The sequence below is a fragment of the Marinovum sp. PR37 genome (genome assembly GCF_028807375.1).
Lineage (GTDB): Bacteria > Pseudomonadota > Alphaproteobacteria > Rhodobacterales > Rhodobacteraceae > Marinovum > Marinovum algicola.
Genome location: NZ_JARAML010000009.1, coordinates 1 through 23,789, shown reverse-complemented (window position 1 = coordinate 23,789; position 23,789 = coordinate 1). Strand labels below are relative to the sequence as shown.

General features: G+C 64.8%; 18 protein-coding genes and 3 pseudogenes. 13 read left to right on the top strand and 8 right to left on the bottom strand.

Translation table 11 applies throughout. From position 1 onward, the window contains the following. Positions 1-110 precede the first annotated feature (110 nt). The 3 genes from PVW49_RS09690 to PVW49_RS09680 form a co-directional block, all read right to left on the bottom strand. Complete coding sequence (locus PVW49_RS09690; protein WP_048533883.1) at positions 111-791, bottom strand: adenylate kinase; 681 nt, start codon at positions 789-791, stop codon at positions 111-113. 5 nt (positions 792-796) lie between these two features. Beyond that, positions 797-2,728 (bottom strand): acetate--CoA ligase, encoded by a 1,932-nt coding sequence (gene acs / locus PVW49_RS09685; RefSeq protein WP_274590459.1) that lies wholly within the window; start codon positions 2,726-2,728, stop codon positions 797-799. Between the two features lie 490 nt (positions 2,729-3,218). Beyond that, a complete protein-coding gene (locus PVW49_RS09680; protein ID WP_274590458.1) occupies positions 3,219-3,986 on the bottom strand; it encodes a LytTR family DNA-binding domain-containing protein in 768 nt (255 codons plus the stop codon). Positions 3,987-4,477: 491 nt separating this feature from the next. Here PVW49_RS09680 and ileS point away from each other — a divergent pair, with 491 nt between their 5' ends. The 3 genes from ileS to PVW49_RS09665 all read left to right on the top strand — a co-directional run bounded on the left by ileS (position 4,478) and on the right by PVW49_RS09665 (position 9,004). Beyond that, positions 4,478-7,468, top strand: coding sequence for an isoleucine--tRNA ligase (ileS, locus tag PVW49_RS09675; protein WP_274590457.1), 2,991 nt, complete (start codon positions 4,478-4,480; stop codon positions 7,466-7,468). A gap of 167 nt (positions 7,469-7,635) precedes the next feature. Beyond that, on the top strand, positions 7,636-8,499 hold the full coding sequence (gene yghU / locus PVW49_RS09670; protein ID WP_274590456.1) for a glutathione-dependent disulfide-bond oxidoreductase: 864 nt from the start codon (positions 7,636-7,638) through the stop codon (positions 8,497-8,499). 52 nt (positions 8,500-8,551) lie between these two features. Continuing rightward, the gene (locus PVW49_RS09665) at positions 8,552-9,004 is read left to right on the top strand and encodes a methylated-DNA--[protein]-cysteine S-methyltransferase (protein ID WP_274590455.1); all 453 of its coding nucleotides are present in this window, start codon (positions 8,552-8,554) and stop codon (positions 9,002-9,004) included. Positions 9,005-9,052: 48 nt separating this feature from the next. Here PVW49_RS09665 and PVW49_RS09660 read toward each other — a convergent pair whose 3' ends face one another. Continuing rightward, positions 9,053-9,886, bottom strand: coding sequence for a prephenate dehydratase (locus tag PVW49_RS09660; RefSeq protein ID WP_048532466.1), 834 nt, complete (start codon positions 9,884-9,886; stop codon positions 9,053-9,055). 119 nt (positions 9,887-10,005) lie between these two features. Here PVW49_RS09660 and PVW49_RS09655 point away from each other — a divergent pair, with 119 nt between their 5' ends. The 5 genes from PVW49_RS09655 to PVW49_RS09635 all read left to right on the top strand — a co-directional run bounded on the left by PVW49_RS09655 (position 10,006) and on the right by PVW49_RS09635 (position 16,511). Next, complete coding sequence (locus PVW49_RS09655; RefSeq protein WP_074834758.1) at positions 10,006-10,518, top strand: c-type cytochrome; 513 nt, start codon at positions 10,006-10,008, stop codon at positions 10,516-10,518. A gap of 201 nt (positions 10,519-10,719) precedes the next feature. Then, the gene (locus PVW49_RS09650) at positions 10,720-12,663 is read left to right on the top strand and encodes an extracellular solute-binding protein (protein WP_274590454.1); all 1,944 of its coding nucleotides are present in this window, start codon (positions 10,720-10,722) and stop codon (positions 12,661-12,663) included. Positions 12,664-12,666: 3 nt separating this feature from the next. Continuing rightward, positions 12,667-13,821 (top strand): microcin C ABC transporter permease YejB, encoded by a 1,155-nt coding sequence (locus PVW49_RS09645; RefSeq protein ID WP_274564819.1) that lies wholly within the window; start codon positions 12,667-12,669, stop codon positions 13,819-13,821. Positions 13,822-13,824: 3 nt separating this feature from the next. Further along, the gene (locus tag PVW49_RS09640; protein ID WP_074834752.1) at positions 13,825-14,931 is read left to right on the top strand and encodes an ABC transporter permease; all 1,107 of its coding nucleotides are present in this window, start codon (positions 13,825-13,827) and stop codon (positions 14,929-14,931) included. Further along, positions 14,928-16,511, top strand: a complete 1,584-nt coding sequence (locus PVW49_RS09635) for an ABC transporter ATP-binding protein (protein WP_274590453.1) — start codon at positions 14,928-14,930, stop codon at positions 16,509-16,511. The genes PVW49_RS09640 and PVW49_RS09635 overlap by 4 nt, the downstream gene beginning before the upstream one ends. Before the next feature lie 97 nt (positions 16,512-16,608). Here the strand turns inward: PVW49_RS09635 and hemN are convergent, their stop codons facing one another. Then, positions 16,609-17,964, bottom strand: coding sequence for an oxygen-independent coproporphyrinogen III oxidase (hemN, locus tag PVW49_RS09630; RefSeq protein ID WP_274590452.1), 1,356 nt, complete (start codon positions 17,962-17,964; stop codon positions 16,609-16,611). 72 nt (positions 17,965-18,036) lie between these two features. Between hemN and fnrL the strand changes: the two genes are divergently transcribed. The 5 genes from fnrL to PVW49_RS09605 all read left to right on the top strand — a co-directional run bounded on the left by fnrL (position 18,037) and on the right by PVW49_RS09605 (position 21,681). Further along, on the top strand, positions 18,037-18,783 hold the full coding sequence (fnrL, locus tag PVW49_RS09625) for a transcriptional regulator FnrL (protein ID WP_274590451.1): 747 nt from the start codon (positions 18,037-18,039) through the stop codon (positions 18,781-18,783). A 284-nt stretch (positions 18,784-19,067) separates the two neighbouring features. Further along, positions 19,068-19,205 (top strand): hypothetical protein, encoded by a 138-nt coding sequence (locus PVW49_RS09620; RefSeq protein ID WP_170850501.1) that lies wholly within the window; start codon positions 19,068-19,070, stop codon positions 19,203-19,205. Further along, positions 19,202-19,387, top strand: a complete 186-nt coding sequence (gene hemP, locus PVW49_RS09615) for a hemin uptake protein HemP (protein WP_244526417.1) — start codon at positions 19,202-19,204, stop codon at positions 19,385-19,387. Before PVW49_RS09620 ends, hemP begins: the two co-directional genes overlap by 4 nt. A gap of 62 nt (positions 19,388-19,449) precedes the next feature. Continuing rightward, on the top strand, positions 19,450-20,445 hold the full coding sequence (locus PVW49_RS09610) for an aldose epimerase family protein (RefSeq protein ID WP_274590450.1): 996 nt from the start codon (positions 19,450-19,452) through the stop codon (positions 20,443-20,445). Positions 20,446-20,514: 69 nt separating this feature from the next. Beyond that, on the top strand, positions 20,515-21,681 hold the full coding sequence (locus PVW49_RS09605; RefSeq protein ID WP_074834743.1) for a WD40/YVTN/BNR-like repeat-containing protein: 1,167 nt from the start codon (positions 20,515-20,517) through the stop codon (positions 21,679-21,681). 243 nt (positions 21,682-21,924) lie between these two features. Here PVW49_RS09605 and PVW49_RS09600 read toward each other — a convergent pair. The 3 pseudogenes from PVW49_RS09600 to PVW49_RS09590 all read right to left on the bottom strand — a co-directional run. Further along, positions 21,925-22,194, bottom strand: a pseudogene (locus PVW49_RS09600) (ATP-binding protein); the annotation flags it as partial. Further along, positions 22,191-22,463: pseudogene (locus PVW49_RS09595) on the bottom strand (DDE-type integrase/transposase/recombinase); the annotation flags it as partial. The pseudogenes PVW49_RS09595 and PVW49_RS09600, both read right to left, overlap by 4 nt. Positions 22,464-22,514: 51 nt before the next feature. Continuing rightward, positions 22,515-23,739, bottom strand: a pseudogene (locus PVW49_RS09590) (IS256 family transposase). Positions 23,740-23,789: the final 50 nt, after the last annotated feature.

Below are 23,789 nucleotides of genomic sequence, written 5' to 3'. Positions count from 1 at the left end.
AAAGCATCCGGCCACCATGGCGCGGACGCACCTTCCCTGTGCGCGGGCGGCCGAGGCCCCCCGCGTTGCTCCAACGCAGATTGTGCGTAGGTTGGTCTGTCGCCCCGGCCCTAGCGGGCCTTGGCGACAATCTCTTCGAGCGCGGCGGCGATGGCGCCGATCTCGCCCATGGCATCGACGCGCTTCAGCACGCCCTGGCCGTCGTAATAGGCAATCAGCGGCGCGGTCTGCGCGTGATAGGCGGCAAGCCGCGACGCCACCGTTTCGGCATTGTCATCGGCCCGGCGCTTGAACTCGGTGCCGCCGCATTTGTCGCAGATCCCGGCCTCGACCGGCTGCTTGAAGCTGTCGTGATAACCTTCGCCGCAGTCGGCGCAGGTGTAGCGGCCGGAAATCCGCGTCACCATGGCCGCATCCTCCACTTCGAGCGAGATCGCGGCGGTGATCTTCTGGCCGCTCTCGTCGAGCAGCCGGTCGAGCGCCTCGGCCTGCGCACTTGTGCGCGGGAAGCCATCGAGGATGACGCCGCGCGCGGTGTCGGGCTCGGCCAGCCGGTCGCGCAGGATGGCGATGACGATCTCGTCGGACACCAGCCCGCCGGCCTCCATCACCGCCTTGGCTTGGCGGCCGGCCTCGGTGCCGGCGGCCACGGCGGCGCGCAGAAGGTCGCCGGTCGAGAGTTGCACCAGCCCGAAGGTCTCTTCGAGCTTGCGGGCCTGGGTGCCCTTCCCGGCGCCCGGAGGCCCGAGAAGGATCAGAACGGCGGGACGGGTCTGCACAGAAGCTTCCATGCCCATCAGTCCCGGTTCATCCGGTTGTCGATCAGGTCATCGACGACCGACGGATCGGCCAGCGTCGAGGTATCGCCCAGCGCGCCATAATCGTTCTCGGCGATCTTGCGCAGGATGCGGCGCATGATCTTGCCCGAACGGGTCTTGGGCAGGCCCGGCGCCCATTGGATCAGATCCGGGCTGGCGATCGGCCCGATCTCCTGCCGGACCCAATCGCGCAGCTCCTTGCGCAACGCGTCAGTCGGTGCATCGCCCGACATCAGCGTGACATAGCAATAGATGCCCTGCCCCTTGATGCTATGCGGATAGCCCACCACCGCGGCCTCGGCGACCTTGGGATGCGCCACCAGCGCGCTTTCGACCTCGGCGGTGCCCATCCGGTGGCCCGAGACGTTGATCACGTCGTCGACACGGCCGGTGATCCAGTAATCGCCGTCTTCGTCGCGGCGGCAGCCGTCGCCGGAGAAGTAATAGCCCTTGTAGTCGGAGAAATAGGTCTTTTCGAACCGCTCGTGATCGCCCCAGACGGTGCGCATCTGCCCCGGCCAGCTGTCGGCGATGACCAGGACGCCCTCGACGCCATTGCCGGTGATTTCCTCGCCGGTCTGCGGATCGAGCACCTTGGGCTCGATGCCGAAGAACGGTTGTTGCGCGGCGCCGGGTTTCAGCTCGTGCGCGCCGGGCAGCGGCGTCATCATGTGGCCGCCGGTCTCGGTCTGCCACCAGGTGTCGACGATCGGGCAATTGCCCTTGCCGACAACCTCATTGTACCAGTTCCAGGCCTCGGGGTTGATCGGCTCGCCCACGGTGCCCAGAAGGCGCAGATCGCTCAGGTCGCATTTCTCGACAAACTCCGGCCCCTGCCCCATCAGCGCGCGGATGGCGGTGGGCGCGGTATAGAACTGGTTGACCTTGTGCTTTTCGCAGACCTGCCAGAAGCGGCTGGCATCCGGGTAGGTCGGCACGCCTTCGAACATCAGCGTGGTGCCGCCATTGGCCAGCGGCCCATAGACGATATAGCTGTGGCCGGTGACCCAGCCGACATCCGCCGTGCACCAGTAGATATCGCCATCGTGGTAGTCGAAGGTGATCTCATGCGTCATCGCGGCGTAGACCAGATAGCCGCCCGAGCAATGCACCACGCCCTTGGGCTGACCGGTGGAACCCGAGGTGTAGAGGATGAAAAGCGGATCCTCGGCGCCGACCTCGACCGGATCGAAGCTGTCGGCGGCATCCTTGGCCAGCGCGGTATAATCGTGATCGCGGTCGTCGTTCCAGGAGGTCTCGCCGCCGGTGCGCTTGACCACCAGGCATTTCACGCTGTCCTTGCATTGCGCCAGCGCGGCATCGGCATTCGATTTCAGCGCCGTCTTGCGGCCGCCGCGGGGGGCCTCGTCCGCGGTGATCACAACCTTGGCGTCACAGCCGTTGACCCGTGCACCCAGCGCATCGGGCGAGAACCCCGCAAAGACGATGGAATGGATCGCGCCAATGCGGGCACAGGCCAGCATGGCATAGGCGGCTTCGGGGATCATCGGCAGGTAGATCACCACCCGGTCGCCCTTGGTCACGCCCAGATCGGTCAGCACATTGGCCATCTTGCAGGTGTTGGCGTGCAGTTCCCTGTAGGAGATGTGCTGCGCCGGCTCCTCCGGGTCGTCCGGCTCCCAGATGATGGCGGTCTGGTCGCCGCGGGTCTCGAGATGGCGGTCGATGCAATTGGCGGAAACGTTCAGGGTGCCGTCGTGATACCACTTGATGTGAATGTCGCCGGGGGCAAAGCTCACATCCTTGACCTGGCTGTAGGGTTTGATCCAGTCGATACGCTTGCCCTGCTCGGCCCAGAACGCCTCCGGATCAGCAACCGATGCGGCATACATTTCCTGATATTTGGCTGCGTCGACATGGTACTGGCGTGCGGAATGATCGTTGGGCATGTGGTCCCCCTTTTTTCCCTTTGCCGGGGCGCAGCATGGCTCCTCCATGCGCCCCGATGAACAACGTCGCGGCAAGTTTACAGAGGATTGCGGGAATTTGATGCGGGTCACTCAAGCTTAAGGCTTTTTCTGTAAAGAAATCGACAGGCGGCGCTGTCAATCAGTAAATTTTTGTGCCATTGCAGCGAAAAATGCCGTTACGTCAGATGTTTGCATTTTTGCCCGCGCCGACAGGAATTAGTAAATTTCCGCTCGGCCGCCAGATTTGGGACGCTAACAATCTTGCGCGAGGCCTGCGACAAATTTGCAGGCGTGTCGCCGCCGCGTCCCGGCGATGCCATCCGGGGCGGAAAAACCGCGACTATGGTCTCATGACCGCCGATTTGTGATCACATCAGTGATTCCCTGCGAATCCGGGCCGTTCCAGCGGGGCCGGCCGGCCCCCGGGCATTGCCCGGCGCGACAACAGCGGTCCGGAGCGCACTTGTGATCACGCCGCCGCTTTCTGTTTCAGCGCGACGCGCACCTTGTCGGCGTAGCGCGCGCTGACCGGCAGCTCGCGTCCGTCCGTCAGACGCAGGCGCAACCGCCCCCCCTCGCGGCAGAGCCGTTCCATATGTGCCGTCATGACATAATGCGAGCGATGCACCTGAAGCCCGGCGGCGCCCTTGAGCTCGGCCAACGCGTCCGACAGGCGGATCAGCACCAGATGCGAACCCAGCGGCGTGGTGACCTCTGCATAATGGTCCTGCATAGAGATCGAGATGATATCGTCGCCCAGCGCCGGTGGCAGGCGTTTGTGAAAGACGGTGCGCCGGGTCGGCGTCTCTTCCGGCGCGCTGGCCTGACGCCACTCAAAGAACTCGACGGTCCCCACGGCCCAGCCGATCAGTGCCACCTGCATCCAGATCACAGGCAACGCCTCGGCCGAGATCATCGCCGGGCGGAACACGCCGTAGACAAAGATCACCACCGCCGCCCCCGGCAGCCCGGCCAGCACCGCTCCGATGCCAAGGCGCAACAGCCTGGGCATCCGGCCCAGATAAGCCGACTTGAGCGCCGTGGTCTGGAACACATGCATGAAAAACCCGACGCCGGTAAAGACCACGAGCCAGAACACCAGCCTCTGGTTGAAGCTCATGTACTCATAGGTTCCGAAGGGCCCGGCCAGGGTCATCACCAGCACCCCGCCAAAGAACGCGATGATCTTGCGTTCCCAGTCGATGGAGGCCCAGATCTCTGCCAAAGTTTCACGCATCGTGAAATTTGACCCTAGGTAACTCACGAAATCCAGCAAAAATTTACGAAGATTAACTAGGCCGATCCGGGATTCGGGCGTTTGATACCTGAGCCTGCCGCGATATTCAGGGGGGAGCGTTTCTTACAGTTCTTTTGCGGGTCTTCGGACCCATGACCAAACCGCCGCACCTTTGAAGGTGCGTGTTCTAGAGCGGGCCGGCCTGGATGGCGCAATGACCCTGGGGGAGTTGCACCACCGAGGCCGGCCTTTCATTTTGCAGCGCGGTCTATCGGGTGCACCTGCGCCCCGGCGCCCGCCCCCATGCCATCCGGGCCCACTGGACGCCCGTTTCCCCCGCGCCTATAAGCAACCCCAAGATGGCACATTTCGCGATCATCATTCGAATTACATGCCCGGCGCTCTGATCAGACGAGCCGCCGGGACAAGGCGTATGGACTGCCGCGCCGCCTCACCCCTGACATCCGAATAAACCGACAAGGACGCCCTTCATGTGCGCCGATACGCCTGAGTACAAAGACACTCTGAACCTGCCCAAGACCGATTTCCCGATGCGCGCCGGCCTGCCCAAGCGCGAACCCGAATGGCTCGAGCGCTGGGAAAGCATCGGCATCTACGACCGCCTGCGCGAGCGTGCAGCGGGCCGCAAGCCCTTTACCCTGCACGACGGCCCGCCCTATGCCAACGGTCACCTGCACATCGGCCACGCCCTGAACAAGACGATCAAGGACATGATCGTCCGCAGCCACCAGATGATGGGCTTCGACGCGCGCTACATCCCCGGCTGGGACTGCCACGGATTGCCGATCGAATGGAAGATCGAGGAACAATACCGCAAGAAGGGCAAGAACAAGGACGAGGTGGAGGTCATCGATTTCCGCCAGGAATGCCGCCGCTTTGCCGAAGGCTGGGTCGATGTCCAGCGCGACGAATTCAAACGGCTGGGCGTCACCGGCAACTGGCCCGCGCCCTATCTGACGATGGATTTCCACGCCGAGCGGGTGATTGCCGAAGAGTTCCAGAAATTCCTGATGAACGGCACACTCTACCAGGGCTCCAAGCCGGTGATGTGGTCACCGGTGGAAAAGACCGCCCTGGCCGAGGCCGAGGTCGAATACCACGACAAGGAGAGCTTTACCGTCTGGGTCAAGTTCCGCGTCTCCAATGTCGATTTCCCCGACCTGACGCTGGCCGGCGAAGAGACCGAGGCCGAGGAAGGCCGCGCCGTCATGGCCGCCGAGGAACAAGTCGCCCATGACCTGATCGGCGCGCATGTGGTGATCTGGACCACCACCCCCTGGACCCTGCCCTCGAACAAGGCCGTGGTCTTCGGCCGCGACATTTCTTACGGGCTCTACGAGGTGACCGGCGCGCCCGAGGAGTGCTGGGCCGCCCCCGGCGACCGCTTCCTGCTGGCCGACAACCTGGCCGCCGATGTCTTCAAGCGCGCCCGCCTGAACGAGGATCAGTACGCCCGTGTCCGCAGCGTCAGCGCCGATCTGCTGGCCGGGCTGACCCTGCTGCACCCGCTGGCGGGCGCCGAGGGCGCGAACGGCGAATGGGACGCGCCGCGCGATTTCCGCGCCGCCGATTTCGTCACCGATACCGAAGGCACCGGTTTCGTGCATTGCGCGCCCTCCCACGGGATGGAGGAATACGAGCTCTACCGTGACCTGAACATGCTCGACAAGGTCATCACCTACAACGTGCTCGACGACGGGTCTTTCCGGCCCGATCTGCCGTTCTTTGGCGGCAGCTACATCCTGTCGCGCAAGGGCGGCGAAGGCGACGCCAACAAGAAGATCATCGACAAGCTCGCCTCCGTCGGCGGCCTTCTGGCGCGCGGCAAGATCAAGCACTCCTACCCGCATTCCTGGCGCTCCAAGGCACCGGTGATCTTCCGCAACACGCCGCAATGGTTCGCCGCCATCGACCGCGAGGTCGGCGACGGCCAGGATCAATACGGCAAGACCATCCGCCAACGCGCCCTGACCTCGATCGATCAGCTCGTGCACTGGACGCCCAGGACCGGCCGCAACCGGCTCTATTCGATGATCGAGGACCGGCCCGACTGGGTGCTGTCGCGGCAGCGCGCCTGGGGCGTGCCGCTGACCTGCTTCACGAAAAAGGGCGCCCTGCCCACCGATCCCGCGTTCCTGCTGCGGGACGAGGCGGTCAACGCCCGCATCCTCGAAGCCTTCGAGGCCGAGGGCGCCGACGCCTGGTACAAGGACGGCGCCAAGGAACGCTTCCTGGGCGCGGATCACAACCCCGACGACTGGGATCAGGTCTTCGACATCCTCGACGTCTGGTTCGATTCAGGCTCGACCCATGCCTTCGTGCTGCGCGACCGCGAGGATGGCACCGAGGACGGTATCGCCGATGTCTACATGGAGGGCACCGACCAGCACCGCGGCTGGTTCCATTCCTCGATGTTGCAGGCCTGCGGCACCCTCGGCCGTGCCCCCTATCGCAACGTGGTGACCCATGGCTTCACGCTGGACGAGAAGGGCAACAAGATGTCCAAATCGCTCGGCAACACCATCGCCCCCGACCAGGTGGTCAAGCAATACGGCGCCGACATCCTGCGCCTCTGGGTGGCGCAGACCGATTACACCGCCGATCAGCGCATCGGGCCCGAGATCCTCAAGGGCGTGGCCGACGGCTATCGACGGCTTCGCAACACCATGCGCTTCCTGCTGGGGGCGCTGTCGCATTTCGAGGAAAGCGACCGGGTCGCACCCGCCGAGATGCCCGAGCTCGAGCGCTACATCCTGCACCGGCTGGCCGAGCTCGATCATGTGGTGCGCAGGGGCTATGCGGCGTTCGATTTCCAGGGCGTCTTCCAGCAATTGTTCAACTTCGCCACGGTCGAGCTTTCGGCCTTCTACTTCGACATCCGCAAGGACGCGCTCTATTGCGACGGCGACACCCAGCGCCGCCGGGCCGCGCGCACCGTCATGGACCTGCTGTTCCACCGGCTGACCACCTGGCTGGCACCGGTCCTGGTCTTCACCATGGAAGAGGTCTGGCTCGAACGCTTCCCCGGCGAGGACAGCTCGGTCCACCTGACCGACATCCCGGAAACCCCCGCCGACTGGCTCGACGAGCCGCTGGCGGCGAAATGGGCCAAGGTCCGCCAGGCCCGCCGCGTGGTCACCGCCGCATTGGAAATCCAGCGCAGCGACAAGGTGATCGGCGCCTCGCTCGAGGCGGCCCCGGTGGTCCATATCCGCGACAAGGAGATGCTGGCGGCGCTGACGTCGATCAACTTCGACGACATCTGCATCACCTCCGGCATGTCGCTGACCGGCGATCCGCAACCGGCCGAGGCCTTCCGCCTGCCCGAGATCGACGGCGTCGGCGTGGTCTTCGAGAAAGCCGAAGGCGAGAAATGCCAGCGCTGCTGGAAGATCCTGCCCGACGTCGGCACGCATGCCCACCCCGCCACCTGCGCCCGCTGCAACGCCGCGCTGACCTGAGCGATCCCGAACCGCCCCCCGGCTTCTTCTGGCCCCAAATATTCCTGGGGGGCGGCCGCAGGCCGGGGGGCAAAGCCCCCATATAAACGCACAAGCCCTGTGCAGACCTTGGCTGAACCCGCGCTACGCCCTAGGTCTGCACCAAGACGCAATCCAAGGACGGACCGATGACCGACAGCTACACGCCCCCCAAGGTATGGACATGGGATCAGGAAAACGGCGGCCAGTTCGCCTCGACCAACCGCCCCATCGCCGGCCCCACCCATGACAAGGAGCTGCCGGTCGGCAAACATCCCTTCCAGCTCTATTCCCAGGGCACGCCCAACGGGGTCAAGGCCACGGTGCTGTTCGAAGAGCTGCTGGCCGCCGGCCACGCCGCCGAATACGACGCCTGGCTGATCCGCATCGGCAATGGCGATCAGTTCGGCTCGGGCTTCGTCGAGATCAACCCGAACTCCAAGATCCCCGCCTTGATGGACCGCTCGGGCGAGACCCCGGTGCGGGTGTTCGAATCCGTGGCGATCATGCTGCATCTGTCGGAGAAATTCGGCAATGCCTTCCAGGGCGCGCCCGAGCATCGGGCCGAGCTTCTGTCCTGGCTGTTCTGGCAGATGGGCAGCGCGCCTTTCCTCGGCGGCGGCTTCGGCCATTTCTACAACTACGCGCCGGAGAAATACGAATATCCGATCAACCGCTATGCCATGGAGAGCAAGCGCCAGCTCGACGTGCTGAACCGGCACCTGGCCGAGCGCGACTGGATGGTCGGCGGCGAATTTACCCTGGCTGACATGGCGATCTGGCCCTGGTACGGCCAGCTGGTGCTGGGCCGGCTCTACAATGCCGCCGAATTCCTCGACGTCGAGAGCTATGCCCATGTGATGGACTGGGCCAGACGCATCGACGCCCGCCCCGCGGTACGGCGCGGCCGCATGGTCAACCGCACCGGCGGCGACCTCTCGTCGCAACTGCACGAGCGTCACGCGGCCGAGGATTTCGAGACCCGCACCCAGGACAAGCTGGAAAACGCCTGATATCCGCAGGAACCGGATTGAGCCTGCCGCCAAGACAGGCCAATCTGCCTCCATGCCGGAACGCAGCCTGACCACAACCCTCGGCCCCGTGACGCTGGAAGCGGAAAACGGCGCCATCACCGCCCTGCACTGGCGGGCCGGCGGCTGCGATGACGATCCGTTGCTGATCGAGGCCGCGCGCCAGCTTGACGCCTATTTTGCCGGAGCCCGCCAGAGCTTTGATCTGCCGCTCACGCCGCGCGGCTCAGACCTCACCCGCCGCACCTGCGCCGCGATGCAGGCCATCCCGTTTGGCGAAACCCGCACCTATGGCGATCTAGCGCGCGAGATGCAGGTGCCGGCTCAAGCCATCGGTCAGGCCTGCGGCGCCAATCCGATCCCGGTGCTGATCCCCTGTCACCGCATTCTCGGGGCCTCGGGCCTGGGCGGATTCTCGGCAAAGGGCGGCGTGGAAACCAAGGTCTGGCTGTTGCGGCACGAAGGGGCCGCCAGCCTGCTGATCTAGCCCCCGCCGATCGGCCACCGTCCCAGTCGACGGCAACCGCAGGACGCCTCAATCGCGCCGCGGATCGCGCGGATAGGTGCCGAGGATTTCCAGCATGTCGGTGAAGTAATCCAACTCGTCCAGCGCGCGTTGCACCGCCGGATCGTCGGGATGGCCCTCGATATCGGCATAGAACTGCGTCGCGGTGAACGACCCGCCCACCATGTAGCTTTCCAGCTTGGTCATGTTGACGCCATTTGTCGCGAAGCCGCCCATCGCCTTGTACAGCGCCGCCGGAATGTTGCGCACCTGAAAGACAAAGGTCGTCAGCATGCCGTGATCGCCGCGCCGCGACATGTCGGGCTCGCGCCCCATCAGCAGGAAACGCGTGGTGTTGTGTGCATGGTCCTCGATATGGCGCGCGAGGATGTGCAGCCCGTGGATCTCGGCCGCAAGGTCCGAGGCCAGCACACCGGAGCGCCGGTCACCGCTCTCGGCCAGTTCGGCGGCGGCCCCGGCGCTGTCGGCGGCGGCCTCGCCGCGGATGCCATAGGTCTTCAGGAAGTCGGCGCATTGCGGCAAGAGCACCATATGCGCGCGCACCGTTTCGACATCCTCGATCTGCACGCCGTGATGCGCCATCAGGCTCACATGCACCCGCACAAAGGCTTCGCCGACGATCCTGAGCCCGCTCTGCGGCAGCAGGCGGTGAATGTCGGCCACCCGGCCATAGGTGGTGTTCTCGACCGGCAGCATCGCCAGCTCGGCCGCGCCGGACGTCACTGCGGCGATGGTTTCTTCAAAACTGCCGCAGGGCAGCGGCTCCATATCCGGCCGTGCGTCACGGCAGGCTTCGTGACTGTAGGCTCCGGGCTCCCCTTGAAAGGCGATGCGTCCTGTCATGGCTGATTTTCCATATTTCGGCCCGGCCCCGGGCGTTTCGTCGCGGTTTCTATACCTTGCCTCCGCGAAGGGGAAGCCGTAAGACCCCGAACAAGACCAAGCTAAGGGACTCGCGTGTTATGGATACAATGACCTCGACCAAGATTCTGGGGGGCTTCTGCGGCGCTTTCCTGATCTTCCTGCTCGGCAAATGGGCGGCGGAAGAGATCTATCAAACCGGTAGCGGCCATGGCGGCGAAGAGCAGGCCTATGTCATCGATACCGGCGAAGAAGAAACCAGCGGCGAAGCCGAAGAGGCCGTACCTTTCGCCGAACTTCTGGCCGCGGCCGATCCGGGCAAGGGCGAACGCGTCTGGGGCAAATGCCGCGCCTGCCACAAGGTCGAGGACGGCGCGAACGGCACCGGCCCGCACCTGTTCGGTGTTGTGGGCCGTGACGTGGGCTCTGTTGCCGGCTTTGGCTATTCGGGCGCGCTTGTCGCCGTCGCCGATGTCTGGACACCGGAAAACCTGCAAGCCTTCCTCGAGAATCCCAGGGATTTTGCACCGGGCACCAAGATGTCTTTCTCGGGTCTGAAGGACGCCGAGGACCGGGCCAACCTGATCGCATGGCTCGACAGCCTCGACGGCTGATCGCGCGCGCACCCCGCACCGATTTTGGCCGCCGTTCCCTCGGGAGCGGCGGTTTTTCTTTGCGTCCCGGTGTTTCGGCAGGTTCTCACTCAAGTTCACGGAATATCGACTTGATTGATCCCGCCGCACCGCTCTAGCGTACAGGGCCAAGACGCCTTGAGCTTGCGCGCCCCGCGTCACGTGGCCAACAGGAGCGACTGAATGACCGACGAACGATACCTCCCCCGCACAGGGTTCGAATTCTCACGCCGTGCCGCCCTCGGCATGTTCGGCGCGACGGCGCTTGGTGCCGCTCTGCCGCCCGCGCGGGTGATCGCCCAGACCAGCGAGGGCGAAGAGATCATCGTCAGCCACGGCTATTCCTTCTACGGCGACCTGAAATACCCCGAAGGCTTCAAGCATTTCGATTATGTCAATCCGAACGCCCCCAAGGGCGGGCAGATCTCGCTTGGCACCCGCGGCACCTTTGACGGGTTCAACCGCTGGGCCTGGCGCGGCAATGCCGAGAGCAACTCGGGCATCGTCGCCGAGGCGATGTTCGGCGAAATGCCCTGGGGCGGCGGGCTGCCGGCGGATTCGATCACCGATGCCTATTGCCTGATCGCCCGCGAGGTCGAATACCCCAAGAACAAGACCTGGTGCGTCTTTCACATGCGCGACGACGTCACCTTTCGCAACGGCCAGCCGCTGCACGCCCGCGACGCGGCCTTTACCCACAACCTGTTTCTCGAACAGGGCATCCGCTCTTACGCCCGCGCGGTGAAAGAACGGATCACCGGCGTCGAGGTGATCGACGATCTGACCATCCGCTACACTTTCGCCGACGAGATCTCGCGCCGGTCGCTGATTTCCCAGGTCGGCGGCACGCCGATCTTTTCCGAGGATTGGTACAAGGAGACCGGCGAACGGCTGGATGAACCCTCAGTGGCCTCGCCGATGGCCTCGGGGCCGTATCAGGTGGGCGACTACGAATTCAATCGCTACGTCGTCTACGAACGCAACCCGAACTACTGGGGCTGGGATCATCCGCTCAATGTCGGCCGGCACAACTTCGACCGCGTCCGCTTTGAATATTTTGCCGATGACGCCGCCGAATTCGAGGCCTTCAAGGCGGGCATCTACACCTTCCGCGCCGAAGGCTCGACCAAGCGCTGGGCAACCGGCTACGACTTTCCCGCGCTCAACAGGGGCCATGTGGTGCGCGAAGAGATCGCCGACGGCACCGCGCCCAACAACTCGGGCATCATCTTCAACACCCTGCGCCCGCCACTCGACAATCGCAACGTGCGCCATGCGCTGTCCTTGGCGTTCAATTTCGAATGGGTCCGCGACTCGCTGCAATTCGGCCTGACCACCCAGCGTAGCTCCTTTGCCGAAGGCCAGGACTGGCAGGCCACCGGCGTACCCGAGGGCGACGAGCTCGAACTGCTCAAATCGCTGGGCGACGTCGTGCCGCCGGAGATGCTGACCACCGAGGTGGTCATGCCGCACAGCTCGAACCCGCGCGACCCGAGCGACCGCCGCAACCAGCGGACCGCGCTGAAACTGCTGGCTGACGAAGGTTACAACGTCGACGACCAGGGCCGGATGGTCGACGCCGAGGGCCAGCAACTCAGCCTCGATTTCCTCGTGCTGTCGAGCTGGGACGACACCCGCAAGGCGATCATCGAGACCTATGCCCAGACACTGGAAAGCTGGGGTATCGCCGTCCGCGCCGAGGCGATCGACAGCGCCCAGGGCCAGCAGCGGTTCCTCGACAAGGATTACGACCTGATCCACACCCGCTATCTGACCTTCTCGGTCGCCGGCACCGGGCTGCGCCAGCTCTTCGGCTCCGAGACCGCCGAAGTGTCGTCGTACAACAGCGCCGCCCTGCGCAGCCCGCTGGTGGATGCGCTGATCGATGCCGCTCTCGACACCGACAACCGCGAAGACGAGATCACCGCGCTCAAGGCGCTCGACCGGGCGCTGCGGTACGAGCGGATCGTGACCCATGACGGCTATGTGCCGGAGTACTGGGTGGCCTATTACGACATGTTCGAACGGCCCGACCCGCTGCCGCCTCTGGCGCTCGGAGTGCTGGATTTCTGGTGGTTCAACCAGGAGAAATACGAGGCTCTGAAAACCGCGGGCGCACTGAAGTAACCCATGGGCGCCTATATCCTTCGCAGACTTCTGCTCGTGATCCCCACGCTTCTGGGGATCATGATCATCAACTTCGCTCTGGTGCAATTCGTGCCCGGCGGCCCCGTGGAACAGATGCTCGCCCAGATCCAGGGCGAGGGCGACGTCTTTGGCGGCTTCTCCGGGGGCGGCGAGGACGTGGGAGAAGAGACCTTCGGCTCCGACAGCGATTATGTCGGCGCGCGCGGGCTCGACAAGGAATTCATCGAACAGCTCGAGGTGGATTTCGGCTTTGCCCGCATCGTCTGTGACGAAGGTCACACCGGCGCACCCGACCTCGACGATCCGGCCTGTCTCAAGGAAGACATCGGCATCGGCGAACGTTTCTTCATCATGATGGGCAATTACCTGCGGCTCGATTTCGGCGAGAGCTATTTCCGATCGATCGGCGTTCTCGAGCTGGTGCTGGAAAAGCTGCCGGTCTCGATCACCCTGGGCCTCTGGTCGACGCTGATCGCCTATGCGGTCTCGATCCCGCTGGGCATCCGCAAGGCGGTCAGGGATGGCACCACCTTCGACACCTGGACCTCTGGCGTGATCATCGTGGCCTATGCCATCCCCGGCTTTCTCTTTGCCATCCTGCTGCTAGTGCTCTTTGCCGGCGGCTCCTATTGGCAGATCTTCCCGCTCAGGGGGCTGACCTCGGACAATTTCGAAAACCTCAGCCTCTTGGGCAAGATCGGCGATTACTTCTGGCACATCACGCTGCCGGTGCTGGCCTCGACGATCTCGGCCTTTGCCACGCTGACCCTGCTGACCAAGAACAGCTTCATGGACGAGATCAAGAAGCAATATGTGATGACTGCCCGCGCCAAGGGGCTGACCGAGCGGCGGGTGCTTTACGGCCATATCTTCCGCAATGCCATGCTGATCGTGATCGCCGGCTTCCCGGCGGTCTTCATCGGCGTCTTCTTCGGCGGCTCGATCATCATCGAGACGATCTTCTCGCTCGACGGTCTCGGCCGGCTGGGGTTCGAGGCGGCGGTGGCACGCGATTACCCGGTGATCTTCGGCACGCTCTTCGTCTTCGGCCTGCTGGGCCTCCTGGTCGGCATCCTGTCGGACCTGATGTATGTCTTCGTCGATCCCCGCATCGACTTTGAAAAGCGGGAGGGCTGAGCCATGGCCCTCTCTCCGATCAACCAGCGCCGCTGGCGCAACTTCAAGGCCAACCGCCGGGCGCTCTGGTCGCTGATCATCTTCCTGATCGTCTTTACCATCACGCTGTTTGCCGAATTCGTGGCCAACGACAAACCGATCCTCGTCAAGTATCGCGGCGAGTTCTACACCCCCGTTTTCAACTTCTACCCCGAAACCACCTTTGGCGGCGATTTCCGGACCGAAGCGATCTATCGCGACATCGAGGTCAAATGCCTGATCCGCACCGGCGGGCTCGAGACCTGTTGGGATGACCCCGAAGGCCTTGTCGAGACGGTCGATGCCGGCGGCACGCCCAGTGGCGATTTCGTGGAGGGCTGGATGATCTGGCCGCCGATTCCCTACAGCTATGACACACCGGTCGATCGCCCCGGCGCCGCCCCCCTGCCCCCGAACGAGCAGAACTGGCTCGGCACAGACGACACCAAGCGCGATGTGCTTGCGCGGATCATCTACGGCTTCCGCCTGTCGATCCTCTTCACCCTGATCGTCACCACCCTGGCCTCGGTGATCGGCATCATCGCCGGCGCGCTCCAGGGCTATTTCGGCGGCTGGCTCGATCTGATCTTCCAGCGGGTGATCGAGATCTGGGGTGCCACCCCCAGCCTTTACATCATCATCATCCTCTTCGCGATCCTCGGACGCAGCTTCTGGCTGCTGGTGTTCCTGATGGTGCTCTTCGGCTGGACGGCGCTGGTCGGCGTGGTGCGGGCCGAGTTCCTGCGCGCCCGCAACCTCGAATATGTCCGCGCCGCCAAGGCGCTCGGCGTGCCGAACCGCACCATCATGTTCCGCCATATGCTGCCCAATGCCATGGTCGCCACCGTCACCTTCCTGCCCTTCCTGGTGACCGGCACGATCAGCCAGTTGGCCGGCCTCGACTTCCTCGGCTTCGGCCTGCCATCCTCGGCGCCCAGCCTCGGCGAACTCACGCTTCAGGCGAAACAGAACCTCCAGGCGCCCTGGCTGGGCTTTACCGCCTTCTTCGTCTTTGCCTTCATGCTCTCGCTGCTCGTCTTCATCTTCGAGGGCGTGCGGGATGCCTTCGACCCAAGGAAAACCTTTCAATGACGGCGCTTCTCAAGGTCCGAAATCTCAAGGTCGGCTTCCGCCAGGATGGCCAGCGCGTCGCGGCGGTCAAGGGCGTCTCCTTCGATGTCGAACGCGGTGAAACCGTGGCGCTGGTGGGTGAATCGGGCTCGGGCAAATCGGTCACCGCGCTCTCGACCGTCTCGCTTCTGGGCGGCTCGGCCGAGGTCGAGGGCTCGGTCACCTATGACGGCCGCGAGATGGTGCATGCCGACGACAAGACCCTGCGCCAGATCCGCGGCAACGACATCTCGTTCATCTTCCAGGAGCCGATGACCTCGCTCAACCCGCTGCACACGCTGGAGAAACAGCTGCGCGAGTCGATGGAGCTGCACCAGCAGGTCACCGGCGCCGAGGCGCGCGCCCGCATCATCGACCTGCTCAACAAGGTCGGCATCCGCGACCCCGAGGACCGGCTCACCGCCTATCCGCACCAGCTCTCCGGCGGCCAGCGTCAGCGGGTGATGATCGCCATGGCGCTGGCCAATGGCCCCGACCTGCTGATCGCGGATGAGCCTACCACCGCGCTCGACGTCACCATTCAGGCGCAGATCCTCGATCTGCTGGCCGAGCTCAAGGAGGCCGAGAACCTCTCGCTGCTCTTCATCACCCATGATCTCGGCATCGTGCGCCGCATCGCCGACCGGGTCTGCGTGATGAAGAACGGCGAAATCGTCGAAACCGGCAAGACCGCGGAAATCTTTGCCAACCCGCGCCATCCCTACACCCGGATGCTGCTGGCCGCCGAAAGCACCGGCCAGCCCGATCCGGTGGCATCGGATGCGCCGGTGGTGGCCAAGGCGGAAAACCTCAAGATCTGGTTCCCGATCCAGAAAGGCCTGCTGAAACGCACCGTCGGCCACGTCAAGGCCGTCAATGACGCCAGCTTTGCCGTCCGTGCCGGCGAGACCATCGGCATCGTCGGCGAGTCGGGCTCCGGCAAGACCACCCTGGCGCTGGCGATCATGCGGCTGATCTCCTCCGAGGGCGCGATCACCTTCGACGGCACCGACCTGCGCAATTACACCACCCGCAACCTGCGCCGGCTGCGCGCCGAGATGCAGATCGTCTTTCAGGATCCCTTCGGCTCGCTCTCTCCCCGCATGTCCTGCGCCGAGATCATCGCCGAGGGCCTGGGCGTGCACGGCGACCGTGGCGACACCCGCCCGAGACGCGAGAAGGTGGCAGAGGTGATGGAGGAGGTCGGCCTCGACCCGGCGATGATGGACCGCTACCCGCATGAATTCTCCGGCGGCCAGCGGCAACGCATCGCCATCGCCCGCGCGATGATCCTGCGGCCCAAGCTGGTGGTTCTGGACGAGCCGACCTCGGCGCTCGACATGACCGTGCAGGTGCAGATCGTCGAACTGCTGCGCGCCTTGCAACGCAAATACGGGCTTGCCTATCTCTTCATCAGCCACGATCTCAAGGTTGTCCGGGCCATGTCGCACCATGTCATCGTGATGAAACAGGGCGATGTGGTCGAGGCCGGCCCGGCCGAACGGATCTTTACCGCGCCGCAGACCGACTATGCCCGCACTCTGCTTGCCGCGGTGGCCTGAGGCGCCCGACCCAGCTTCTTCTGTTTGAAAATACCGCTGGCGCCGGGGGGCAGCGCCCCCGGCGCCACGCAATCCCCCCCCGCCATGGCACGCCCCCTCACACCGCCGAGGAATGCCCCGCCCTGCTCAGGTCATAGGCATCAAGCGTCCGCGCCATGATCCGGGTCAGGGGCCGGGACTCGACCGGCACGAAAACCTCGGTCTCCGTCACCTGCACCAGCGCGCCGAACCGCTGTCGCAGCGGTGCCACGCGCCGCGCAAAACCGGCGGCGTCGAGCCCAAAGCGCGCCGCCATCTCCGCCGCGTCGATGCGGAAATCGCACATCAGCGCCTCGATCATCCGGCCGCGCAGCCGGTCCTCGTCAGAGAACACATGGCCCCTGACGGTGGAAAACCGCGCCTGCCGGAGCGCGCCGGTATGTTTGCCGGTGCTCGGCGCGTTCTGGGCATAGCCCTGCGGAAACCGAGAAATCGACGAGGCCCCCACCCCGATCAGCACCTCGGACGTGTCGTCGGTATAGCCCTGGAAATTTCGCCGCAGCCGGCCCATGCGCCGGGCCTCGGCCAGCCCGTCGTGGCGGGCGGCAAAATGGTCGATGCCGATCTCGTCGTAGCTATCCCAGAAAAAGAGCCGCCGCGCGGTTTCGAACAGGTCGAGCCGGGCCTCCGGCGACGGCAGCGCCGCTTCCGGGATCAGCGCCTGCCGCCGCGCCATCCAGGGCACATGTGCATAGCCGTAAAGCGCCACCCGGTCGGGGCCGAGCGACAACAGCTTCTGCACGGAATCGGTGATCCGCGCGGTGGTCTGATGCGGCAGCCCATACAGGATATCGGCGTTCAGGCTGGCCACGCCGCGCGCCCGCAGCATGTCGCAGGCGGCGCGGGTCACCTCGAAGCTCTGCAAGCGTCCGATCGTCTCCTGGACCGCCGGGTCGAAATCCTGCACCCCGATCGACGCGCGGGTCAGGCCCAAGGCCACCAGCGCGTCAAGCCGGGCGGCGTCGATCTCGTTCGGGTCGATCTCGACCGAAAATTCGCCCGCGGGGCCCAGCGGCGCGACCTCGAAGATCGCCTGCCCCAGCTCTTCCATCATGTCGGGCGCCAGCAGCGTCGGCGTTCCGCCACCCCAATGCAGCCGCGACAGATGCACCCCGGCCGGCAGATGCGCCTTGAGCAGCCGCAACTCGGCCAGCAGTGTCCCCAGATAGGCACGCACCGGCGCGTCGCTCTGGGTGCCCTGGGTGCGGCAGGCGCAGAACCAGCAGAGCCGCCGGCAGAACGGCACATGCACGTAAAGCGAAATCTCGCCGCCGGGCGGCACCTCCGCGATCCATTGGCTGAAATGCTCCGGCCCCACCTCGGGCGAAAAATGCGGCGCGGTGGGATAGGAGGTGTAGCGCGGGACCTTCGCGTCAAAAAGCCCCAGTGCGGACAGTTGTGTTCTCGTAACCATGGGCATAGCTCTAGGGCAAGGGACGCGCCGCGATCCTTGACCCAGATCAAGCCGAAGCCACGATTTACGACAATGCCAAGCAAGATGTCCCCCGACCTGTCCCTGCAATGCGGCGATTGTCCGATCCGGCATCGGGCCGTCTGTGCCCGCTGTGACAGCGACGAATTGAGCCTGCTCGAAGACATCAAGTATTACCGCAGCTACGAGGCCGGCCAGACCATCGTCTGGTCCGGCGACCGGATGGAATTCGTGGGCTCGGTGGTCACCGGCATCGCCACGCTGACCCAGACCATGGAGGATGGCCGCACCCAGATGGTGGGCCTGCTGCTGCCCAGCGATTTCGTCGGCCGCCCGGGGCGCGACAGCGCCGCCTACAACGTGGTGGCCACCACCGATCTGGTGATGTGCTGTTTTCGCAAGAAACCCTTCGAAGCGCTGATGAACCGCACGCCGCATATTGCGCATCGGCTGCTGGAAATGACCCTGGACGAGCTCGATGCCGCGCGCGAATGGATGCTGGTGCTGGGCCGCAAGACCGCGCGCGAAAAGATCGCCTCGCTGCTGTCGATCATCGGCCGGCGCGACGCCTCGCTGCGGCTGATCGGTACCGTCGATGGCATGTCCTTCGAACTGCCCCTGACGCGCGAAGCGATGGCCGATTACCTCGGCCTGACGCTCGAGACGGTGAGCCGGCAGATGTCGTCGCTGAAACGCGACGGGGTGATCGAACTGACGGGAAATCGCCAGGTGTCGGTGCCCGATTTCGACCGGCTGCTCGAAGAGGCCGGCGAAGACAGCGACGGTGGCCTGGTGGCCTGAGCGGGCAATTTTCCGCGCCCCGATCGTAACCGCCACCAGCCTCTCTGATCTCCCGACCTGCGAATCCGGCGCGCCAACCGCCGGTGTCGTGCGGCCCGGCGGCGCCGGGCACGTCCCGCCGTCTCCCTGCGCTCCGCAAAAACCCGACCGAAACCCCGCGCCCGCGCGCCGAAAACGTCGGCCCGGCCTCGCTTGACATATCCTACTATTTCAGTCAACTTAAATGCAACGCCCAGCCATCCTCCTAGGACAGCCCGGTTTTTCCCTAGTTCTGGAGAGTTAAAATGGCGACAGAATATTCCCGTGATCTCACCCGCCCCACGCCGCAGTGGGTCGATCTTCTCAGCACCGCCCTCGGCGGCAGCTACCCGGCCGATATCCGGCTCGAGGCGCTCTTTGACCGTCTGGAGGGCCGGAATTGAACGCCATTGCCCGCCCCATGGACCTGCGCCGCGCCAATGCCTCGCCTGCCCCCGAAGACACTGGGCCGATCTATGACGCCCGCATGCTGGTGGGCAACAATGCCACCGCCCGCATCCTGCTTGATGGCAAGGTCTATACCCTGCGCATTACCAAGGCCGGCAAGCTGATCCTGACCAAGTGACGCGTCGCGCCCATTGACGCGCCCGTCGGCATCGACTTTGCTGCGCGGCAAAGGGGGCGCGCATGGCACAGCGACATATCACCGACCTCGGAATCGCACCGGACGGCAAGGTCTTTCAGAGCATCACCATCGGCGGCGGCGGGCTGACAGCCCGCATCCTGACCTTCGGCGCGGCCTTGCAGGACCTGCGGCTGGGCGGGCATGACGTGCCGGTGGTGCTGGGCCATGCCGAACCCGAGGCCTATTTCGACAATCCCGGCTATCTCGGGGCGATTGTCGGCCGCTACGCGAACCGCATCGCCGATGGGCGGTTCACGCTCGACGGCCGCGGCCACCAGGTCGACCGCAATGAAAACGGCGTGCAATGCCTGCATGGCGGCAGCCTGGGCACCTCGGCGCAAAGCTGGCAATTGCTCGAATCCGCCGACGATCACGTCACCCTGGGGCTGATGCTGGAAGACGGTCACATGGGCTTTCCGGGCGCGCTCGACCTGCGCTGCCGCTACAGCACTCGAGGGTCGACGCTGACCATCCTGCTGACCGGGCGCAGCGACGCGACGACCTATTGCAACCTGGCCAGCCATGCCTATTACAACCTCACCGGCGCGGCCGATATCAAAGAGCACCGGCTCTGCATCACCGCCGAACGCTATCTGCCGGTCGATGCGCGCCAGATCCCGCTGGGTGCGCCCGCGGATGTGGCGGGAACGCCGTTCGATTTCCGCACCCCCGCCGGGCTGACCGCTCCGCTCGATCACACCTTCTGCCGCGCCGAAGCCCGCACCGCGCTTGGCCCCGCCGCCACGCTCGAGGCCGCACGGCTGCACATGACGCTCGAAACCACCGAACCCGGGCTCCACGTCTATGACGGCGCCGCGCTCGGCAGGACAAATCGGCCCGGGTTGCAAGGCGCGCCCTATGGTCCCCATGCCGGCATCGCGCTGGAACCGCAGGCCTGGCCCGACGCGCCGAACCAGAGCTGGGCGTCGCAGGCGCTCCTGCGCCCCGGCGAGACCTGGCGCAGCGAGACCCGGCTTTCGTTCGAACGGGTAAGCTGAAAATCCCTTCGGTCCCGGGGCGCACCGATGGTATCCTCGCGCCACCTTTGCCCTGCCTCGAGGTGCCCCATGCCCCGGACGACCGTTCTTGTCGGAACAACCAAAGGTGCCTTCCTGCTGGACGGCACCGAAGACCGCGACGCCTGGTCCGTCGCCGGCCCGTTCTGTGACGGCTGGCCGATCAACCACATGGCCGGCGACTCCGAAAGCGGCGCGCTCTGGGCGGCGGGCGGCAACGACTGGTGTGGCGCCGGGGTCTGGCGGTCGTCCGATCATGGCGCCTCTTGGCAACTGAGCAAACTGGCCAACGGCCAGATGGACGCCTGGCTGGCCGATGACCCCGAGATGGCCAGGACCTTCGGCACGGAGCCCAGCCCGCCGGCGCCCTTTACCGGCGAGATCGAGGCGCTGTGGTCGATTCGCCGGGGCGGCGACCGGCTGTATGCCGGAGCCAAGCCCGCCACGCTTTTCGCCAGCTCCGACGGCGGCGAAAGCTGGGAGAAGCTGCCGGCGCTCAACCAGCACCCCTCGGCCGAAGACTGGCAGCCCGGCGCCGCCGGGCTGACGCTGCACACCATTCTCACCGATCCGGGAGATCCGGCCAAGCTCTGGCTGGGCATCTCCGCCGCCGGGGTCTTTGCCAGCGAGGACGGCGGCGCAAGCTGGGAGCGGCGCAACCGCCGCAGCAATCTGGACGGCCCGGCCCCTGCGTCGGACCATCCGGCGGCCGGCACCGGCGACGAGACCGGGCTTTGCGTGCACAACATGGTGCGCGCCGAACAGGGTGGTGGCACCGACCTGCTCTATCAGCAGAACCACCACGGCACCTTCCGCTCCGAGGATGGCGGGCGCAGCTGGCATGAGATCACCACCGGACTGCCGTCGACATTCGGCTTTCCCATCGCCGTGCATCCCGAAGACAGCCGCACGATCTGGGTGCTGCCGCTCAACGGCGACAGCCAGGGGCGGTATCCGCCGGACGCCTCGGCCGCGATCTGGAAATCCACCGACGGCGGCGACAGCTGGCAGCAGAAACAGGCCGGGCTGCCGACGGAGAACTGCTTTTTCACGGTGCTGCGTCAATCCCTTGCCACCGACCGCGCCCGCCCGGCCGGGGTCTATTTCGGCACCAACTCCGGCTCGGTCTTTGCCAGCCGCGACGAAGGCGAAACCTGGCACGAGATCGCGCGCCACTTGCCGACGGTGCTCTGCGTCGAGGTGCTGGCTCGGGCCTGAGGGCCGCGACACCGGGCGGCATGGCTGTTCCGGCCAGGCGGGGTGAGTCGCCCCTGCGCAAAGCGGCCCCATCCGGAGAACCGGGGCCGAACGACGCGCTTTGGCCGGCGTGACGCGCGACCGGAAACACGGGCCGGACGGCGTGCAGGATCAGCGGCTTGTTGGATGTCAATGAGAACTGACCCAGCATTGTCATCGAGATCTGACCCGCCCGGTGTTAGCGCTGTCGCTATGTTTGCTAATTCATGATGAGGTCAATGCTGCTGCCTCCTTCCGTTTCTTTTCCGCCGTCTCGGAGCTGGCCTTGAAGCGGTAGCTGTCGTTGCCAGACTCGAGGATGTGGCAGCGATGGGACAGGCGATCGAGCAGTTCGGTGGTCATCGTGGCATCACCGAAGACGCTGGCCCACTCGCTGAAGCTCAGGTTGGTGGTGATGATGACGCTTGTGCGCTCGTAGAGTTTGCTGAGAAAATGGCACAGCAACGCACCGCCCGGGGCGCCGAACGGCAGGTACGTTCGGTACTGTTGTCACTGACACTCATGCCTGGCTTGCCGCGTCGCTCAATCAGACGACCCAGTTCCCGGGCGACTCGCTGCCCGGAGAGCGACGTGTCTGGGATCGCGGCGAGGCATTCCCGGGTCACGTCGTCGACGACGTTCAGGATACGGAACCGGCGGCCACAGGCGAGATGGTCATGGACGAAATCCAACGGCCACCGGGCGTTGGGCCGTGCCTCGACCAAGATCGGGGCCCGTGTGCCGATGGCCTCGCGCCGCGCACGGGAGTGTCATGAACTCTGTGTATCTGGCCCGGTCCATGCGGTTTCAGATACTCAGGCGTCGAAGCGCTTGCCGAACATTATGGCGAACTGATTGCGGGCGGCAAACCATTCCCGGACATTTCGGCCATCCTTTTCGAATTTGTGGATTGCAAGGTAGATCAGCTTGGTCGCGGCCTCGTCGGTCGAGAACGAGCCCCGTGTCTTGATAGATTTCCGGATGACGCGGTTCAGACTTTCTATGGCATTCGTGGTGTAGATGATCTTGCGGATCGCGGGATCGAAACCAAAGAACGGGATCACCTCCTGCCAGGCCCGGCGCCAGGCCGGGGCGATGGAGGCGTATTTCCCGGCCCATTTCTCCTCGAAGGCATCGAGCTCGGCCTCGGCCATATCTGCGGTCGGGGCGCTGTGAACCCGGCGCAGGTCGGCGGCCACGGCCTTGCGGTCCTTCCAGGAACAGAAATTCAGGGAATGGCGCACCAGATGCAGTGAGGCATTGGTCGCCATCGGTTCGAGACCGATGGCGAACGCAGGTCTGGACCATGGCCTCCGGGAAGGCGGCGGTGATGGCCTCGGGGAAGCCCTTCAGACCGTCCACGACCGCGATCAGGATGTCCTGGGTGCCGCGGTTCTTCAGCTCGTTCATCACCGACAGCCAGAATTTGGCACCTTCATTTTCGGCGATCCAGAGGCCAAGAACCTCGCGCTGGCCATCGCGGGTAACGCCCAAGGCGACATACACGGCCTTGTTCTTGACCGTCCGGCTGTCGGCATCGCGGAGCTTCACCCGTAGCGCGTCGAAGATCACGATCGGATACATCCGTTCCAGCGCCCGGCTCTGCCATTCCCGGACCTCGTCCAGAACGGCGTCGGTCACGCGGCTGATCAGGTCGGGCGAGACCTTCAGGCCGTAGAGATCGAGCAGATGAGCTTGGATATCCCGCACCGTCAGCCCGGCGGCATAGAGCCCGATGATCTTGTCATCCATCCCGTCGATCCGGGTCTGGCCCTTCTTCACCAGTTCGGGCTCGAAGCTGCTGTCGCGGTCGCGGGGCACCGCCACCGGCATCTCTCCGTCCTGCCCCTTCAGCACCTTGGTCGAGGTGCCGTTCCGGCGGTTGCCCTGACCCGGTGGAACCTCCTTGCCCTCCTCATAGCCCAGATGCGCGGTCAGCTCGGCGCCCAGCATCCGCTCCATCAGCTTGATCTTCAGTTCTTTCATCAGCCCGGCATCACCGAGCAGGTATTCAGGGCGTTCCACGCTGTCAATCGGCATGCAAAATTGGGTCCGACTCAATTTCTGTGGTGCCATCATGCCGAATGTTG